Source organism: Ralstonia flatus (genome assembly GCF_958439105.1).
Lineage (GTDB): Bacteria > Pseudomonadota > Gammaproteobacteria > Burkholderiales > Burkholderiaceae > Ralstonia > Ralstonia flatus.
Genome location: NZ_CAUDLI010000003.1, coordinates 403,172 through 420,187, shown reverse-complemented (window position 1 = coordinate 420,187; position 17,016 = coordinate 403,172). Strand labels below are relative to the sequence as shown.

The following is a 17,016-nucleotide window of genomic DNA, read 5'->3' as shown; positions in this document are numbered from 1 at the left end:
CGCATGGATTTTGATCTCTGGTGGCTGTTGGCCATCCCCCTGGTGTTCGGCTTGGGCTGGGTGGCTGCCCGTCTTGATGCCCGCCAGTTGCGTACTGAACAATCTTCGCTGCCGCGCTCGTATTTCAAGGGCCTGAATTTTCTGCTCAACGAGCAGCCTGACAAGGCCATCGACGCCTTCATTGAAGTGGCGCGGCTGGACCCGGAAACCACCGAACTTCACTTTGCGCTCGGCAGCCTGTTCCGTCGGCGCGGTGAAACCGAACGCGCCATCCGCGTTCACCAGAACCTCGTCAACCGCCCTGATCTGCCGCCTCATGAGCGCGATCATGCCCTGTTTGAACTGGGGCAGGATTTCCTTCGCGCGGGGCTGCTGGATCGGGCCGAGGAATCCCTGCGCATGCTGATGGAAGGCGCGTTTGCCGAGCCGGCCAAGCGCGTGCTGCTCGAGCTATACGAAGTTGAGAAGGAGTGGCGTAAGGCCATCGATGCGGCGCGTGAGTTGCAGAAGCTGCAAGGCAAGGATTACGCCGTGCAGATTGCGCAGTTCTGCTGCGAGGTCGCGCAGGAAGCGCTGCAGCGCAAGGATGTGCCGACCGCCGTCGAATGGCTTGAGCGCGCCCTGGAAGAGAACCCGAAAAACGTGCGCGCCACCATTCAATTGGGCGACGTTGCACAAGGGCAGGGCGATATCGAGGGCGCCATCAAGCGTTGGCGCAGCATCGAACAGCAGAACACCGCGTTCTTGCCGCTGGTGGCCGAGCGGCTGATGAAGGCGTACACGCAGCTGGGTCGCGCGGCCGAAGGGCTTGCCTGGCTGCGTTCCAAGATGGACGCTCGACTGGGCCCCGAACTGCTCGATACGGTCTACAAATACGAATTGGATGTGCACGGTATCGACGATGCCGTGGCGCTGATGCGCGACCAGATCCGCCGTCAGCCCTCGTTGATGGCGTTGACGCGGCTGGTGGAAGCCGAAGCGACCCGCGCGTCTGAGGCCGTTGGCCACGAAGCCCCTGCGACGGTCGATGTTGCTGAGAGTGCGCTGGCAGATCCGGTCGAAGCCGGCAGCAATGCTGATATTCAGCGTGCGCAGGATCTCGGCGCCATTCGCGATCTTCTGCAAAGTCGTACGCGCAATCTGGCCCGCTATACCTGTCAGGAGTGCGGTTTCCGCGCACGTCTGTTCTATTGGCAATGCCCCGGCTGCAACCGCTGGGAGACGTATGCCCCGCGCCGCACCGAGACACTCGGCGGCAGCGGCGGCGCCAGCATGTAATTCAGTCCGGCGCGGTGCACCTGTGGCAACCGTGCTGGCGCTTTTTTAATCTTTAAGTGTTCGTATGAAAATCACCATCATCGGTAGCGGTTATGTCGGTCTGGTCACCGGCGCGTGTCTGGCGGAGCTGGGCAACGATGTGTTCTGCCTCGACGTCGACCAGAAAAAGATCGACCTGCTCAACGCCGGCGGCGTGCCCATCTACGAACCCGGCTTGAAGGAGCTGATCGAGCGCAATCGCGCGGCCGGCCGCATCCAGTTCTCGACCGACGTGGCTGCCAGCGTGGCGCATGGCGACGTGCAATTCATCGCTGTGGGCACGCCGCCCGATGAAGATGGCTCGGCCGACCTGAAGTACGTGCTGGCTGCCGCCCGCAACATCGCCCAGCATATGACGGGCTTCAAGGTGATCGTCGACAAATCGACGGTGCCGGTGGGAACGGGCGACAAGGTGCGCGCCGCGGTTGGCGAGGTGCTGGCAACGCGTGGCAAGTCGGACATCGGCTTCTCGGTCGTGTCGAACCCGGAGTTCCTGAAAGAAGGTGCTGCGGTGGACGACTTCATGCGTCCGGATCGCATCGTGCTCGGCACCTATGGCGATGCCGATGGCCTGCGCGCCAAGGCCATCATGCGCACGCTTTACGCGCCGTTCAACCGCAACCACGAGCGCACGTTCTATATGGACGTGCGCTCTGCCGAGTTCACCAAGTACGCCGCCAATTCGATGCTGGCCACGCGCATCTCGTTCATGAACGAGATGGCCAATCTGGCCGACAAGGTGGGCGCCGACATCGAACTCGTTCGCCTTGGCATCGGCTCCGACCCGCGTATCGGCTACAGCTTCCTTTACGCCGGCACCGGCTACGGCGGTTCGTGTTTCCCGAAGGATGTGCAGGCGCTGGTGCGTACGGCGCAGGAATACGGTCAGACGCTGCATGTGCTCGAAGCCGTTGAGGCGGTGAACGACAAGCAGAAGGAAGTGCTGGTCGGCAAGATCGAAGATCGCCTGGGTTCCGATCTGACCGGCCGCACGTTCGCCATTTGGGGCCTGGCGTTCAAGCCGAACACCGATGACATGCGCGAGGCTCCGAGCCGTATCCTGATTGCCGCGCTGCTGGCCCGTGGCGCACGGGTTCAAGTGTATGACCCGGTTGCGATGGAAGAAGCTCGTCATGCGCTGGGGCTCGATCTTTCTGCCGAACAACTGGAACGCGTGACGTTCTGCGCCGGTCAGATGGACGCGCTCAAGAATGCCGACGCGCTGGTCATCGTGACCGAGTGGAAGGCGTTCCGCAGCCCCGACTTCAACGCCGTGAAGGCCCTGTTGAAGACGCCGATGGTGTTCGACGGCCGCAACCTGTTCGAGCCGCAAGCCATGCGCGATGCGGGCTTTGAATACCAGGCCATCGGGCGTTCCACCCAATCGTAATCACCGAGACTCACCGGCCGCTGCCGACGCCCAGACACATGACCACGCTCGCTTCCGAACAGATTCACGCCGCCCGCATCCTGGTGGTCGGCGACATGATGCTCGACCGCTACTGGTTTGGAGACGTCGATCGGATTTCGCCGGAAGCGCCGGTGCCCGTCGTGCAGATCAAGCGCCAGGACGAACGCCTTGGCGGTGCCGCCAACGTGGCGCGCAACGTGGCGGCGCTCGGTGCGCAGGCTGCCATGCTCGGTGTGATTGGCGACGACGAGCCGGGCCGCAGCATCGAAACGCTGCTCGGCGAGAGCCACGTCACCGGTCACCTGCATCGTGATCCGGCGGTCAACACGACCATCAAGCTGCGCGTGCTGGCCCGCCAGCAACAATTGATTCGCGTCGATTTTGAGAACGCGCCCACGCACGAAGTGCTGATGTCGGTGCTCGACCGTTTTTCCACGCTGGTGCCGCAGCACGACGTGGTGGTGTTGTCCGACTACGGCAAGGGCGGTCTCACGCATGTCGGCAAGATGATCGAGACGTCGCGCCAGGCGGGCCGTCGCGTGCTGGTCGACCCGAAGGGCGACGACTATTCGCGCTACAGGGGCGCGACCATGATCACGCCGAACCGCGCTGAAATGCGCCAGGTGGTCGGCTCGTGGAAATCAGAGCAGGACCTCACCATTCGTGCCCAGAACTTGCGCCGGGAGCTGCAGCTCGAGGCGCTCCTCCTTACGCGTTCGGAAGAGGGGATGACGCTCTACACCGAACACGAGGTGCTGCACGTGTCGGCGCAGGCGCGCGAGGTGTTCGATGTTTCGGGCGCGGGCGATACCGTCATCGCCACGCTGGCCACGCTGCTGGGCGCCGGTGCCAACATCAAGGAAGCCGTGCAGTACGCCAATCGCGCAGGCGGCATCGTGGTCGGCAAGCTCGGTACGGCTGTCGTCACGCACGCAGAACTCTTTAACTGATCTTCTGATCAACGGATCATGACCATCATCGTCACCGGCGCGGCCGGCTTCATCGGCGCCAACATCGTCAAGGGCCTGAACGAGCGCGGCGAGACCGACATCATCGCCGTCGACAATCTCACGCGGGCCGACAAGTTCAAGAACATCGTCGACTGCCAGATCAGCGATTACCTGGACAAGACCGATTTTGTCGAACGCTTTGCGCGCGGCGAGTTCGGCAAGGTCCGCGCGATCTTCCATGAAGGCGCCTGCTCCGACACCATGGAGACCGATGGCCGCTACATGATGGACAACAACTACCGCTACTCGCTGGCGGTGATGCGCGCGTGTCTGGACCAAGGCGTGCAGTTCCTCTACGCGTCATCGGCCGCCACGTACGGCGCGTCGGAAACGTTTCGCGAAGCGCCCGAGTTCGAGCGGCCGCTGAACGTGTACGGCTATTCCAAGCTGCTGTTCGACCAGGTCGTGCGTCGTGTCATGCCGACCGCGCTGTCGCAGATCGTCGGCTTCCGTTACTTCAACGTCTACGGCCCGCGCGAGCAGCACAAGGGTCGCATGGCCTCGGTGGCGTTCCACAACTTCAACCAGTTCCGCGCTGAAGGTACGGTCAAGCTGTTCGGCGAGTACAACGGCTACCCGCAAGGCGGCCAGATGCGCGATTTTGTGTCGGTGGAAGATGTGGTGAAGGTCAACCTGTTCTTCTTCGACAATCCGGACAAGTCGGGTATCTTCAACCTCGGAACGGGCCGCGCGCAGCCGTTCAACGACATCGCGACGACGGTCGTGAACACGTTGCGCGGTGCAGAAGGCAAGCCCGCGCTTTCCACCGAGGAGTTGGCGCAAGAAGGCCTGATCGAGTACGTCAAATTTCCCGATGCATTGCGTGGCAAGTATCAGTGCTTCACGCAGGCTGATCAGTCGCGCCTGCGCGCGGCGGGCTACACGGCACCGTTCCTGACGGTGCAGGAAGGCGTGGAGCGCTACTGCCAGTGGTTGCTGAAGCAGCCAGCCTGATCGCACCCATCCCAAAATCAGACAGCGTGTGACTTTTTGTCCGCGCGCTGCAGCATCGTCACGATGCTCTTTAAGATGTGTCGAAACCGCCGCTCAAGTGGCGGTTTTTTCATTCCCTATACCAAGGAGAAGCACATGTTGAAGAAGCTTTTGGCTACCGCCCTGATGTCGCTGTCGATGCTGTCGGTGTCATGGGCGGCGGTAGACGTGAATACCGCAGATCATTCGGCGCTGGAGACGTTGTCCGGCATCGGCCCGAAGCGCTCCAAGTTGATCATTGAAGAGCGCACCAAGAACGGGCCGTACAAGGACGCCGCCGACTTCAAGGCACGCGTGTCCGGCATTGGTGACAAGACGCTCACCAAGCTGGAAAACGAGGGCTTGACGTTCGGTACGCCGGCGCCTGCACCGGCTCCGGCCAAGAAGGACGCCAAGGACCCGAAGAAGAAGTAAGCGCTTCCGGCCTGAGTGTCGATAACGCCCCGTCCGAGCGGGGCGTTTCGCCATGTGTGGGGGAGGGATTTGGGCTGCATTACAATGCTTCGATTCCCGTCCCTCACGCATCATGGCCTACCTCACCATCGAAGACACCATCGGCAACACGCCGCTGGTTCAGCTCCAGCGCATTCCCGGCGAAGGCAACGCGCGTCGCGGCAATGTCATCCTCGGCAAACTCGAAGGCAATAACCCGGCCGGTTCGGTCAAGGACCGCCCAGCGCTGTCCATGATCAAGCGCGCCGAAGCGCGGGGCCGCGTCAAGCCGGGCGATACGCTGATCGAGGCCACCTCGGGCAACACCGGCATTGCCCTGGCCATGGCCGCCGCGGTGCGGGGCTACAAGATGGTGCTCATCATGCCGGAAGACTTGTCGGTGGAGCGCCGCCAGAGCATGGCCGCTTACGGCGCCGAGATCATCCTCACCCCCGTCAAGGGCGGGATGGAATACGCCCGCGACTTGGCCGACGCGATGGAGAAGGAGGGCAAGGGCGTCATCCTGGATCAGTTCGCCAACCCCGACAACCCGCTTGCGCACTACGAGACGACCGGTCCCGAACTGTGGCGCGACACCGAAGGCCGCATCACGCATTTCGTCTCGGCGATGGGCACGACGGGCACCATCACGGGCGTCTCGCGTTTCCTGAAAGAACAGAACGCCGATATCCAGATCGTGGGCGCCCAGCCGGAAGAAGGTTCGCGCATTCCTGGCATTCGCAAGTGGCCCGAGGCGTACATGCCAAAGATTTACGATCCGAAGTACATCGATCGCACGGAGCCCGTGACCCAGTCCGACGCTGAGCACATGGCGCGACGCATGGCCCGTGAAGAAGGCATCTTCTGCGGAATCTCTGCGGCTGGGGCGTTGTGCGTGGCGCTGCGAGTGGCCGAGGAAGTCGAAAACGCGACGATCGTGTTCGTGGTGTGCGACCGGGGCGATCGCTACCTGTCGACGGGTGTCTTCCCCGCCTGACGGCACGCCGCATCGCCATGAAAAAAAGCGCAGCCGAAGCTGCGCTTTTTTGTTGCGTGGACAGTGGGTCAACTCTGCATCGCCTGCCGCACGGCCTGGCCCAACTCGTACACCGCCGCCGCATAGAAGAAGCTGCGGTTGTAGCGCGTGAGCACGTAGAAGTTACGCAGGCCGACACGGTATTCCGTCGGTTGGCCGGGCGTCGGCAGATCGATCATCAGCACTTCGGTTTCCTGCTCGCGCGCCGCATCGACGCCCGGTGTCAGCTTCAGCCCCGCACGCGTGAGCTTGGACAGCGTCATGCCCGGATAGGGTTGGCCGTCTGCGGCGGCGGCCGCAATGCCCTGGCTGTCGGTATCGCCGGCAATGTTCCACATCACGGGGCGATTCGGCTCCCAGCCGTGCATTTGCAGGAAGCGGGCGACGCTGCCGATCGCATCCACCGCGCTGTTGCGCAGATCGATGTGGCCGTCGCGGTCGTAATCGATGGCGTATTCGCGGATGCTGGTCGGCATGAATTGCGGAATGCCCACGGCGCCTGCGTACGAACCCAGTACCGAGAATGTGTCCGTGCCCGTGTCACGGCACCAGAGCAGGAAGTCCTTCAACTGGTTGCGGAACATCGTGCTGCGGTCTTCCCGGTTGGGCGTGTCGGGGTAGTCGAAAGCCAGCGTGGACAGCGCGTCGATCACGCGGAAGTTGCCCATGTCGCGGCCGTAGATGGTCTCGACGCCGAGGATGCCCACGATCACGTCGGCCGGTACGCCGAATTCGTTTTCGGCGCGGCGCAGCGTATCGCCGTATTGCTGCCAGAAGCGCACGCCTGCGCCAATCCGGATGGGTTCGATGAAGCGGCCGCGATACGCCGTCCAGCTCCGACGCGACGGTGTGGCCGGCGGCAAGATAAGGCGCGCCACCGTGGCGGAGTAGGCCGTGCCCGCAAACAGCGTATCGAGCGAGGTGCGGTCAAAGTTGTACTGCGCGACCAGCATGCCGATGAAGGCCTGCGTTTGCGGATTGTTGCGATAACGATCCGGGTCGATCTCTTCTTCATGCACCGCGACGCGCCGCTTGGGCGATTTGGCGGCCTTCTTGGCAGCCAGCGAAAGTGCCGGGAAAGAAAGCGCGGAGAGCGCTGCGCCAGCCACCAGGGCGCGCAATACGGGACGGCGGGAAGAAGGCGATTGGCTCATGGGCAGGCTTCAAACGGGATCGGGGCATTGTAGCGGATGCGTCTGTTGGATCCCCCGCGGCGCGCGGCGTTGTCGCACAGCCGTGCTAACGTAGCGGCTGGAGACACTGAAGCACACCGGATCACAACAACATGGCGACCGGCCTCTACACGCATCCCGAATTCCTCCGGCACGAGATGGGACCGCATCATCCCGAATGCCCGGACCGCCTGCGCGCGATCGAAGACCAGCTCATCGCCAGCCGCATCGAAGACCTGCTCGTCCCGTGCGAGGCGCCGCCTGCCACCGAGGCGCAGCTGTGTCGCGTGCATCGTGCCGAATACGTGCGCGAGCTGGTGGCCAGTGTGCCGATTGCCGGCTACATGCCGATCGATCCCGACACCTCGATGAACCCGCACACATACATGGCCGCAGTGTTGGCCGCGGGTGCCGCGGTGGACGCCACCGACAAGGTCATCGCCGGCGAACTTGAAAATGCCTTCTGCAGCGTCCGCCCGCCTGGCCACCATGCCGAGCCCGGCCGCGCGATGGGCTTCTGCTTCTTCAACAACGTGGCCGTGGCCGCGCGGCACGCACTGGACCATCACGGCTTGCAGCGCGTGGCGATCGTCGACTTCGACGTGCATCACGGCAACGGCACCGAAGCCGCGTTCATCGACGAGCCGCGCGTGCTGATGTGCAGCATCTTCCAGCATCCGTTCTATCCGTACTCCGGCACCGAGGCGGTGGCGGCCAACATGGTCAACATCCCGCTGCCGGCGTACACCAATGGCCTGACCGTACGCGAGGTGGTGGAAACGATCTGGCTGCCGCGCCTGGAAGCGTTCCAGCCGGAGATGCTGTTCATTTCTGCCGGCTTCGACGCGCACCGCGAAGACGATCTGGGCCAGATGGGCCTGGTCGAGGCGGATTACGCCTGGATCACGCAACAGCTCATGCACGTGGCCCGCACGCACGCCAAGGGCCGCATCGTCAGCTGCCTGGAAGGCGGATACAACCTCAGCGCGCTGGGCCGAAGCGTGGTGGCGCACGTCAAGGCGCTCGCCGAGCTTTAAGCGCTGGACGATGACGAATCGTCGATGTCATTTGAAAAAGTAATAAAGACATCGTTAAAGAATCGTTCCCCGCATGTAGGGCCTGCCTTACACTAGCGCCTCATTCAAACAAAAAAGAGACGGCAACGGCCTGGACACAGGGCGGTTGCCGTTTTTGTCTGTACGCATGATTGAACTCAAGGGGATATCGCAGCACTTTCGGGGAGCGGGCGGTCACGACGTCCACGCGCTGCGCGACGTCGACCTGACCATCGACCGGGGAGAGATTTTCGGCATCATCGGCCGAAGCGGGGCGGGCAAGAGCACGCTGGTTCGCGTGATCAATCTGCTGAATCGGCCCACTTCCGGCACCGTCACCGTGGCGGGCCAGGAACTTACCGCGCTGAATGCCGACGGCCTGCGCCAGGCGCGCCGCAAGATCGGCATGATCTTCCAGCACTTCAATCTGCTGTCGTCGCGCACCGTGTACGACAACGTGGCGCTGCCGCTGGAGTTGGCCGGCACATCGCGCGAACGCATCCGCGAGATCGTGTTGCCGCTGCTGGAACTGGTGGGCCTGTCCGCACACAAGGATCGCTACCCCGCGCAGATTTCCGGTGGCCAGAAGCAGCGCGTTGGCATTGCCCGCGCGCTGGCGAGCCAGCCCGATGTGCTGCTCTCCGATGAGGCAACCTCCGCGCTGGATCCGGAGACGACGCGCTCGATTCTCGACCTGCTGCGCAAGATCAACCGCGAACTCGGTCTGACCATCGTGCTGATCACGCACCAGATGGAAGTCATCAAGCAGGTGTGCGATCGTGTGGCGGTGCTGGACGCCGGCCGTGTGGTCGAACTCGGCCGCGTCATCGATGTGTTCCTGCAACCCAAGCATGACGTGACGCGCGCGCTCATCGGCGAGGTCATCTCGCAAGAACTGCCGCCCACCGTTCTGGCGCGTGTCGAAAGCCGCCTCACGGCGCGTGAGCAGGGCGGCCGCGACCACCTGTTCCGCCTCGCCTTTACCGGCGCAGGCGTTGACCAGCCCGTGCTGGCGCAGGCGATCCGCAACTACGGACTCGACTTCAACATCCTGCACGGCCATATCGACGAGATTCAAGGCCAGGCGTTCGGCTCGCTGGCGATCCTGGCATCGGGCGATACCGCTGACATCAACAACGCGATGAACTTCCTGCGCGAGCAGGGCGTGGTGGTCGAGGAGATCAATCATGTGGTCTGACCTGACCGATCTGTTTTTGCCCGCCTTCTGGGAAACGCTCGCCATGGTCGGCGTGTCGGGCGGTATTGGCGCGCTGTTCGGCGTCCCGCTTGGCGTGCTGCTGTATCTGACGACTGCCGGCGGCGTGTTGTCCGCACCGGCGTTCAATCGCGTGGCCGGCCTCGTCGTCAATGCCGTGCGTTCGGTGCCGTTCATCATCCTGCTGGTCGCGGTGATTCCGTTCACGCGCTTGCTGGCCGGCTCGTCCATCGGCACCGCCGCGGCCATCGTGCCGTTGACGATTGCTGCGATTCCGTTTGTTGCCCGCCTGGTCGAGACTGCGCTGCGCGAGGTCGACCGTGGCCTGATCGAAGCCGCGCAGTCGATGGGCGCGACGACCGGTCAGCTCGTCTACAAGGTGCTGTTGCCCGAGGCGATGCCGGGCATCCTCGCCGGCCTGACGATCACCTTCGTCAGCCTTGTCGGCTACTCGGCGATGGCGGGCACCATTGGCGGCGGCGGCCTGGGCGACCTGGGTATCCGCTACGGCTATCAGCGCTACGAATCGGACATCATGCTGGCGGTTGTCGTCATCCTGATCGTCTTTGTGCAGGCGGTGCAATCCACGGGCGATTGGCTCGTGCGCCGCCTGAGCCACCGTTAATCATTCAATCGACAGACAGAACGAGGAAACACAATGAATCGCCGTCAACTGCTTCAATGGTCCGCGAGCCTTGGCGCCGCATTGGCACTGGTCGCAGGCAGCGCGCTCGCGCAGGGCAAGCCGATCAAGATCGGCGTGACCGCTGGTCCGCACGCCGAGATCATGGAAGAGGTGAAGAAGGTTGCCGAGAAGGACGGCCTAAAGCTCCAGATCGTCGAATTCAACGATTACATCCAGCCGAACGCGGCCCTGGCTGCCGGTGACCTGGACGCCAACAGCTATCAGCACCAGCCGTATCTGGATGACCAGATCGCCACGCGCGGCTACAAGTTCGTGAGCGTCGGTCAGACCATCACCTTCCCGATGGGCATCTACTCCAAGAAGATCAAGTCGCTGAAGGAGTTGAAGGACGGTGCGCGTTTCGGTCTGCCGAACGATCCGACCAACGGCGGCCGCGCGCTCCTGCTGCTGCAATCGCAAGGCGTGATCAAGCTCAAGCCGAACGCCGGTTTCAAGGCTTCGCCGCGCGACGTGGCCGATAACCCGAAGAAACTGAAGTTCGTCGAGCTGGACGCCGCGCAGCTGCCGCGCTCGCTGGATGATCTGGATGCCGCCGCCATCAACGGCAATTACGCTGAAAAGGCGGGCCTGGACCCGACCAAGGACGGCATCGCCATCGAAAACCCGAAGGGCCCGTATGCCAACGTGATCGCCGTCCGCGTGGCCGACAAGGATCAACCCTGGGTCGCCAAGCTCGTGAAGGCGTATCATTCCGACGCCGTGAAGTCCTTCGTCAAGACGAAGTACAAAGATGCGGTGATTGTGGCTTGGTAACCACTTCGTGATCCTTCGGTGATCCGGTAGAGGGTTCTACCAAACAGATTGCCGGACGTTTAACTGGCGTCCGGCAAATTTTCGCGGTTAAAATAGCACGACCGTTCGGAAAAATTACGCGAGCGACCAGCCCCCCTTATAATGGCCGGCGTTTTGCAAAATCGTCTTATCAATTAGTGGAGTGAGCGCATGAAAGTCCTGGTCGCAGTCAAGCGCGTGATCGATTACAACGTGAAGGTTCGCGTGAAGACGGACGGCAGCGGTGTCGATCTGGCCAACGTCAAGATGAGCATGAACCCGTTCGACGAGATCGCCGTGGAAGAGGCGGTTCGCCTGAAGGAAGCGGGCGTCGCTACCGAAGTGATCGCCGTTTCGTGCGGCGTGACGCAGTGCCAGGAAACCCTGCGCACCGCCATGGCCATCGGTGCCGATCGCGGCATTCTGGTCGAAACCACTGAAGAGCTGCAGCCCCTGGCGGTCGCCAAGCTGCTCAAGGCGCTGGTCGACAAGGAACAGCCGCAGCTGATCATCCTCGGCAAGCAGGCGATTGACGACGATGCCAACCAGACCGGCCAGATGCTGGCTGCGCTGGCTGGCCTGCCGCAAGCCACGTTTGCCTCGAAGGTGCAGATTGCCGACGGCAAGGCTTCGGTCACGCGTGAAGTGGACGGTGGCCTGGAAACCCTGTCGGTCAAGCTGCCGGCCGTGGTCACCACCGACCTGCGCCTGAACGAGCCGCGCTACGTGACGCTGCCGAACATCATGAAGGCGAAGAAGAAGCAGCTCGACACGGTCAAGCCGGAAGACCTGGGCGTGGACGTTGCACCGCGCCTGAAGACGCTGAAGGTCGTTGAGCCCGCCAAGCGCAGCGCCGGCGTGATGGTGCCCGACGTGGCCACGCTGGTGTCCAAGCTCAAGACGGAAGCCAAGGTGCTGTAAGGCGGTCAACCGCTACTGCACGCAACTTCAAGCACACCGAACAGGCAGATCAAGATGACCGCACTCGTTATTGCTGAACACGACAACCAATCCATCAAGGCCGCGACGCTGAACACCGTGACGGCTGCCGCCCAATGCGGCGGTGACGTCCACGTGCTGGTGGCCGGCGCTGGCTGCGGCGCCGCCGCACAGGCTGCCGCGCAGATCGCCGGCGTGACCAAGGTGCTGGTGGCCGACGCGCCCCAGTTTGCCGATGGCCTGGCCGAGAACGTCGCCGAGCAGGCTCTGGCCGTTGCCGGTAACTACAGCCACATCCTGGCGCCCGCTACCGCCTACGGTAAGAACATCCTCCCGCGCGTGGCCGCCAAGCTGGACGTAGCCCAGCTGTCCGACATCACCAAGGTCGACGGCCCGGACACCTTCGAGCGCCCGATCTACGCCGGCAACGCGATTGCCACCGTGCAATCGGCCGACAAGGTGAAGGTGATCACCGTGCGCGGCACGGCATTCGACCCCGCTGCCGCCACCGGTGGCTCCGCTGCTACCGAAAACCTGACTGCCGTGGCTGATGCCGGCATCTCGCAATTCGTCTCGCGTGAAGTGACGAAGAGCGACCGCCCGGAACTGACCGCCGCGAAGATCATCGTATCGGGTGGCCGCGGCGTGGGCTCGGGCGAGAACTACACCAAGGTGCTGACGCCGCTGGCCGACAAGCTGGGCGCAGCGCTGGGCGCTTCGCGTGCCGCAGTGGACGCCGGCTTTGTGCCGAACGACTACCAGGTCGGCCAGACCGGCAAGATCGTCGCGCCGCAGCTGTACATCGCCGTGGGTATCTCGGGCGCGATCCAGCACTTGGCTGGCATGAAGGATTCGAAGGTGATCGTGGCGATCAACAAGGATCCGGAAGCGCCGATCTTCCAGGTGGCGGACTACGGCCTCGTGGGCGACCTGAACGCCGTCGTGCCGGAGCTGGTGACCGCACTGGGCTGATTGCACTGTGCGGCGTGCCTTGGTTAGGCGCGCTGCAACGCCCCACGCAAAGCCGTTTCCGACCCGTTTGGAAACGGCTTTTTTATACGCGAGCGCCATCAGGAGAGCGCGTCACGCATTCGATGCGGCACTGTCCTGATCGCGCTTAACGAGAGTTGGAGAGAGACATGACCTATCAAGCCCCCGTCAAGGACATGCTGTTCGTGATGAACGAGCTGGCCGGCCTGGACAACGTCGCCAAGCTGCCCGGCTTTGAAGACGCCACCGCCGACACGGCGCAGGCCGTGCTGGAAGAAAGCGCGCGCTTTACCGGTGAAGTCGTTGCGCCGCTGAATGTGGAAGGCGACCGTAACCCGAGCAGCTGGAAGGACGGCGTCGTCACGGCCACCGCGGGTTTCAAGGAAGCGTTCGCGCAGTTCGGCCAAGGCGGCTGGCAGGGCGTGCAGCATCCGGTGGAATACGGCGGCCAGGGCCTGCCGAAGCTGATCGCCACGGCGTGCATCGAAATGCTGAACGCGGCGAACCTGTCGTTCGCGCTGTGCCCGTTGCTCACGGACGGCGCCATCGAGGCGTTGTTGACGGCCGGCACCGAAGAGCAGAAACAGCTTTTCGTCCCCAAGCTCATCTCGGGCGAATGGACGGGCACGATGAACCTGACCGAGCCCCAGGCCGGCTCCGACCTGGCACTCGTGCGCACGCGCGCCGAGCCCGTGGGCGACGGCACCTTCAAGATCTTCGGCACGAAGATCTTCATCACCTGGGGCGAGCACGACATGGCCGAGAACATCGTCCACCTCGTGCTGGCGCGCACGCCTGGCGCACCGGAAGGCGTGAAAGGGATCTCGCTGTTCGTGGTGCCGAAGTTCATGGTCAATCCGGACGGCTCGCTGGGCGCGCGCAACGATGCGCACTGCGTGTCGATCGAACACAAGCTCGGCATCAAGGCGAGCCCGACGGCCGTGCTGCAATTTGGCGATAACGGCGGCGCGATCGGCACGCTGGTCGGCGAAGAAAATCGCGGCCTGGAATACATGTTCATCATGATGAACGCGGCGCGCTATGCGGTGGGCATGCAGGGTATTGGCGTGTCGGAGCGCGCGTACCAAAAGGCCGTGGCCTATGCGCGCGAGCGTGTGCAGAGCCGCCCCGTGGATGGCTCTGCTGCCAAGGCCGTGCCCATCATTCACCACCCGGACGTCAAGCGCATGCTGCTGACGATGCGCGCCATGACGGAAGGCGCGCGTGCGCTGGCCTATGTGGCTGCTGCGGCGTGCGATGCCGGCCATCACGCTGCCGACGACGCTGCACGCAAGCAGAACGCAGCGCTGTACGAATTCCTGGTGCCGATCGTGAAGGGCTGGAGCACCGAGATGTCGATCGACGTGACGAGCCTGGGCCTACAGGTGCATGGCGGCATGGGCTTTATCGAAGAGACGGGCGCCGCGCAGTTCTATCGCGATGCGCGCATCCTGCCGATCTACGAAGGCACCACGGCCATCCAGGCCAACGACCTGATCGGCCGCAAGACCGTGCGCGACGGTGGCGCGGTGGCGTTGGGCATCTGCGCGGAAATCGCCAAGGTGGAAGCGGCCCTGGCGGCGAAGGGCGGTGCGCATTGCGACGCGATGCGTGCACGTCTGGCGGCGGGCCGCGAGGCGCTGGAATCGGTAGTGCGCTTTGTGGTCGAGCAGACCAAGGCGCAGCCGAACGCCGTCTTTGCGGGCAGCGTGCCGTATCTGCGACTGTGCGGCATCGTGCTGTCGGGCTGGCAGATGGCCCGTGCGCTGCTGGTGGCCACGGACCGCGAAAGCCAAGACCCGAACTTCTACGGCGCGAAGATCGCCACGGCACGCGTGTTTGCAGATGTGTTGCTCACGCAGGCGCCGGGTATCGCACAGTCGATCCTGACGGGCGGCGAGACGATCGGCGCGGTGCCGGAAGTCCAGTTCTGAGCGGCACCAGCAGGACAAAAAAGGGAGGCTTCGGCCTCCCTTTTCATTGCGTGCAGCGCAGGCGATCAGGCCAGCGCGGGCTTGGTTGCGGGCATCGGCGCGCCGCCCAGGTAGCGATACACCGACAGGTCATCGGAGCGGATGGCAGGCGAGCGCCCCGACACTAGGTCCGACAGCAGCTTGCCCGAGCCGCATGCCATGGTCCAACCCAGCGTGCCGTGACCTGTGTTGAGCCACAGGCCGCGCACGGGCGTCTGACCAACGATGGGCGTGCCGTCCGGCGTCATCGGGCGCAGGCCGGTCCAGAACGATGCGCGTGACACATCCCCCGCACCGGGGAACAGATCGTTGACCACGAACTCCAGCGTCTTGCGCTTGCCCGGATCGAGGCGCTTGTCGTAGCCGACGATCTGCGCCATGCCGCCCACGCGGATGCGGTCGTCAAAGCGCGTCACGGCCACTTTGTAGGTCTCGTCCAGGATGGTGGACACGGGGCTCTTGTCCGCATCCGTCATCGGTACGGTGATCGAGAAACCCTTGAGCGGGTAGACCGGCACGTTCACCAGGTTCTTCAGGAACGGCGTGCTGTAGCTGCCCAGCGCCACGACCACAAGGTCGGCGTCGATCGGCTGGCCGTCGACCAGCGCGCCGCGGACGGCGTCGTTCTTGAAGATGAGGCTGTTGATCGTGCTGTTGAAACGGAAGCGCACGCCGAGCTTTTCCGCCATCGCGGCCAGGCGCGTGGTGAAGAGCTGGCAGTCGCCCGTTTCGTCATTGGGAAGGCGCAAGCCACCGGCCAGCTTGTGGCGGGTCGAGGCCAGGCCCGGTTCACTGCGCACGAGGTCTTCGCGCGAAAGCAGTTCGTACGGCACGCCGGCGCGCTCGAGCACGGCGATGTCGTTCGCGGCGCCGTCGAGCTGTTGCTGGGTGCGGAAGATTTGCAGCGTGCCTTGCTGGCGGCCTTCGTAGGCGATGCCGGTATCGGCGCGCAGTTCGCGGATGCAGTCGCGGCTGTATTCAGCCAGACGGACCATGCGCTCCTTGTTCTGCGCATAGCTGGCAGCGTCGCAGTTGCGCAGCATCTGCCACATCCATTTGAGCTGGAAGAGGGTGCCGTCGGGGCGGATCGTCAGCGGTGCGTGCTGCTGGAACATCCACTTGATGGCTTTGAGCGGGACGCCAGGCGCGGCCCACGGCGATGCGTAGCCCGGTGAGATCTGGCCAGCGTTGGCGAAGCTCGTCTCCAGCGCCGGGCCCGCTTCGCGGTCGACGACAGTGACTTCATGGCCCGCACGGGCCAGGTAATAGGCGCTCGTCACGCCGATCACGCCGCTGCCAAGAACGAGCACGCGCATGGTGATACTCCCCGGAGATGCATTTACGATAGATGTCGCTATCGTATTCGTACAACTCCAGTAATTGTTTCTGTATATTTATCGGAAACAGAAACAATTTCGATTTTTGGGGTGTTTTAGGCCATGCGAACCCAGCGTAAGCCCGTCCGGGCACTCGACAAGCTCGACCGGCGCATTCTCGACCTGCTGCAGAAGGACGGGCGCCTGTCGATGAAGGAGCTGTCCGAGGCGGTCGGCCTGACCATCACGCCGTGCATCGAGCGCGTCAAGCGCCTGGAGCGCGAGGGCTTCATCCTCGGCTACTACGCGCGGCTCAATCCGGCCATGCTGGGCGCGTCGCTGCTGGTGTTTGTGGAGATCAGCCTGGGCAGCAAATCCGGCAACATGTTCGAGCAGTTTCGCCGCGAAGTGCTGCGCATTCCTGAAGTGTTGGAGTGCCACCTCGTCTCCGGCGATTTCGACTACCTCATCAAGGCACGCATTCGGGAGATGAGCGAATACCGGCGCTTGCTGGGCGACATCCTGCTCCAGCTGCCCGGCGCAGTGCAGTCCAAGAGTTACATCGTGATGGAAGAGATCAAGGAGACGCTCGCCATCGACGTCACCGAAGAGCGCGCGTGACGTAGCGTTGTCACGCAAACGCCTTACGCTGGCCGGCATCTTCATCACCGACACCGGA

Annotated in this window: 16 protein-coding genes; 14 read left to right on the top strand and 2 right to left on the bottom strand. The window is 63.4% G+C overall.

The window, feature by feature from the left end:
- Positions 1–3 precede the first annotated feature (3 nt).
- The 6 genes from lapB (at position 4) to cysM (ending at position 6,160) form a co-directional block, all read left to right on the top strand.
- Positions 4–1,278 carry a lipopolysaccharide assembly protein LapB gene (gene lapB, locus R2676_RS09000; RefSeq protein ID WP_206275595.1) on the top strand — a complete coding sequence of 425 codons (1,275 nt, stop codon included), beginning with the start codon at positions 4–6 and terminating at the stop codon, positions 1,276–1,278.
- A gap of 64 nt (positions 1,279–1,342) precedes the next feature.
- Positions 1,343–2,707, top strand: a complete 1,365-nt coding sequence (locus tag R2676_RS08995) for a UDP-glucose dehydrogenase family protein (RefSeq protein ID WP_206275594.1) — start codon at positions 1,343–1,345, stop codon at positions 2,705–2,707.
- Between the two features lie 38 nt (positions 2,708–2,745).
- Positions 2,746–3,678, top strand: coding sequence for a D-glycero-beta-D-manno-heptose-7-phosphate kinase (gene rfaE1 / locus R2676_RS08990; protein WP_051530813.1), 933 nt, complete (start codon positions 2,746–2,748; stop codon positions 3,676–3,678).
- An 18-nt stretch (positions 3,679–3,696) separates the two neighbouring features.
- Positions 3,697–4,692, top strand: a complete 996-nt coding sequence (rfaD, locus tag R2676_RS08985; protein ID WP_027677872.1) for an ADP-glyceromanno-heptose 6-epimerase — start codon at positions 3,697–3,699, stop codon at positions 4,690–4,692.
- A 135-nt stretch (positions 4,693–4,827) separates the two neighbouring features.
- Positions 4,828–5,145 carry a ComEA family DNA-binding protein gene (locus R2676_RS08980; protein WP_206275593.1) on the top strand — a complete coding sequence of 106 codons (318 nt, stop codon included), beginning with the start codon at positions 4,828–4,830 and terminating at the stop codon, positions 5,143–5,145.
- Between the two features lie 112 nt (positions 5,146–5,257).
- Positions 5,258–6,160: a cysteine synthase CysM gene (cysM, locus tag R2676_RS08975; protein WP_206275592.1), complete on the top strand. Its 903-nt coding sequence runs from the start codon at positions 5,258–5,260 to the stop codon at positions 6,158–6,160.
- Positions 6,161–6,228: 68 nt separating this feature from the next.
- Here cysM and mltB read toward each other — a convergent pair whose 3' ends face one another.
- The gene (gene mltB / locus R2676_RS08970; RefSeq protein WP_206275591.1) at positions 6,229–7,353 is read right to left on the bottom strand and encodes a lytic murein transglycosylase B; all 1,125 of its coding nucleotides are present in this window, start codon (positions 7,351–7,353) and stop codon (positions 6,229–6,231) included.
- Between the two features lie 131 nt (positions 7,354–7,484).
- On the opposite strand from mltB, the gene R2676_RS08965 reads away from it, so the two are divergent.
- From R2676_RS08965 to R2676_RS08935, 7 genes are all read left to right on the top strand, one after another.
- Entirely contained in the window at positions 7,485–8,408 is a 924-nt protein-coding gene (locus R2676_RS08965) for a histone deacetylase family protein (RefSeq protein ID WP_206275590.1), read from the top strand.
- A 166-nt stretch (positions 8,409–8,574) separates the two neighbouring features.
- Positions 8,575–9,624, top strand: coding sequence for a methionine ABC transporter ATP-binding protein (locus R2676_RS08960; RefSeq protein WP_102064793.1), 1,050 nt, complete (start codon positions 8,575–8,577; stop codon positions 9,622–9,624).
- A complete protein-coding gene (locus R2676_RS08955) occupies positions 9,614–10,267 on the top strand; it encodes a methionine ABC transporter permease (RefSeq protein WP_027677866.1) in 654 nt (217 codons plus the stop codon). Before R2676_RS08960 ends, R2676_RS08955 begins: the two co-directional genes overlap by 11 nt.
- Before the next feature lie 33 nt (positions 10,268–10,300).
- Positions 10,301–11,101 carry a MetQ/NlpA family ABC transporter substrate-binding protein gene (locus R2676_RS08950; RefSeq protein ID WP_206275589.1) on the top strand — a complete coding sequence of 267 codons (801 nt, stop codon included), beginning with the start codon at positions 10,301–10,303 and terminating at the stop codon, positions 11,099–11,101.
- A 189-nt stretch (positions 11,102–11,290) separates the two neighbouring features.
- The gene (locus R2676_RS08945) at positions 11,291–12,040 is read left to right on the top strand and encodes an electron transfer flavoprotein subunit beta/FixA family protein (protein ID WP_027677864.1); all 750 of its coding nucleotides are present in this window, start codon (positions 11,291–11,293) and stop codon (positions 12,038–12,040) included.
- A gap of 54 nt (positions 12,041–12,094) precedes the next feature.
- Positions 12,095–13,030, top strand: a complete 936-nt coding sequence (locus R2676_RS08940; protein WP_027677863.1) for an electron transfer flavoprotein subunit alpha/FixB family protein — start codon at positions 12,095–12,097, stop codon at positions 13,028–13,030.
- Between the two features lie 167 nt (positions 13,031–13,197).
- Entirely contained in the window at positions 13,198–14,982 is a 1,785-nt protein-coding gene (locus R2676_RS08935; protein ID WP_206275588.1) for an acyl-CoA dehydrogenase, read from the top strand.
- Positions 14,983–15,047: 65 nt separating this feature from the next.
- On the opposite strand, the gene R2676_RS08930 is transcribed toward R2676_RS08935, so the two are convergent.
- Positions 15,048–16,337, bottom strand: a complete 1,290-nt coding sequence (locus tag R2676_RS08930) for a D-amino acid dehydrogenase (protein ID WP_027677861.1) — start codon at positions 16,335–16,337, stop codon at positions 15,048–15,050.
- 123 nt (positions 16,338–16,460) lie between these two features.
- Here R2676_RS08930 and R2676_RS08925 point away from each other — a divergent pair, with 123 nt between their 5' ends.
- Complete coding sequence (locus R2676_RS08925; RefSeq protein ID WP_206275587.1) at positions 16,461–16,958, top strand: Lrp/AsnC ligand binding domain-containing protein; 498 nt, start codon at positions 16,461–16,463, stop codon at positions 16,956–16,958.
- Positions 16,959–17,016: the final 58 nt, after the last annotated feature.

Bases quoted from the DNA above. Each gene is read 5' to 3' on its own strand.
- rfaE1 (WP_051530813.1), top strand. From the start codon at position 2,746: ATGACCACGCTCGCTTCCGAACAGATTCACGCCGCCCGCATCCTGGTG.
- R2676_RS08955 (WP_027677866.1), top strand. From the start codon at position 9,614: ATGTGGTCTGACCTGACCGATCTGTTTTTGCCCGCCTTCTGGGAAACG.
- rfaD (WP_027677872.1), top strand. From the start codon at position 3,697: ATGACCATCATCGTCACCGGCGCGGCCGGCTTCATCGGCGCCAACATC.
- lapB (WP_206275595.1), top strand. From the start codon at position 4: ATGGATTTTGATCTCTGGTGGCTGTTGGCCATCCCCCTGGTGTTCGGC.
- cysM (WP_206275592.1), top strand. From the start codon at position 5,258: ATGGCCTACCTCACCATCGAAGACACCATCGGCAACACGCCGCTGGTT.
- R2676_RS08960 (WP_102064793.1), top strand. From the start codon at position 8,575: ATGATTGAACTCAAGGGGATATCGCAGCACTTTCGGGGAGCGGGCGGT.
- R2676_RS08925 (WP_206275587.1), top strand. From the start codon at position 16,461: ATGCGAACCCAGCGTAAGCCCGTCCGGGCACTCGACAAGCTCGACCGG.
- R2676_RS08945 (WP_027677864.1), top strand. From the start codon at position 11,291: ATGAAAGTCCTGGTCGCAGTCAAGCGCGTGATCGATTACAACGTGAAG.
- R2676_RS08935 (WP_206275588.1), top strand. From the start codon at position 13,198: ATGACCTATCAAGCCCCCGTCAAGGACATGCTGTTCGTGATGAACGAG.
- R2676_RS08980 (WP_206275593.1), top strand. From the start codon at position 4,828: ATGTTGAAGAAGCTTTTGGCTACCGCCCTGATGTCGCTGTCGATGCTG.
- R2676_RS08965 (WP_206275590.1), top strand. From the start codon at position 7,485: ATGGCGACCGGCCTCTACACGCATCCCGAATTCCTCCGGCACGAGATG.
- R2676_RS08930 (WP_027677861.1), bottom strand. From the start codon at position 16,337: ATGCGCGTGCTCGTTCTTGGCAGCGGCGTGATCGGCGTGACGAGCGCC.
- R2676_RS08995 (WP_206275594.1), top strand. From the start codon at position 1,343: ATGAAAATCACCATCATCGGTAGCGGTTATGTCGGTCTGGTCACCGGC.
- R2676_RS08940 (WP_027677863.1), top strand. From the start codon at position 12,095: ATGACCGCACTCGTTATTGCTGAACACGACAACCAATCCATCAAGGCC.
- mltB (WP_206275591.1), bottom strand. From the start codon at position 7,353: ATGAGCCAATCGCCTTCTTCCCGCCGTCCCGTATTGCGCGCCCTGGTG.
- R2676_RS08950 (WP_206275589.1), top strand. From the start codon at position 10,301: ATGAATCGCCGTCAACTGCTTCAATGGTCCGCGAGCCTTGGCGCCGCA.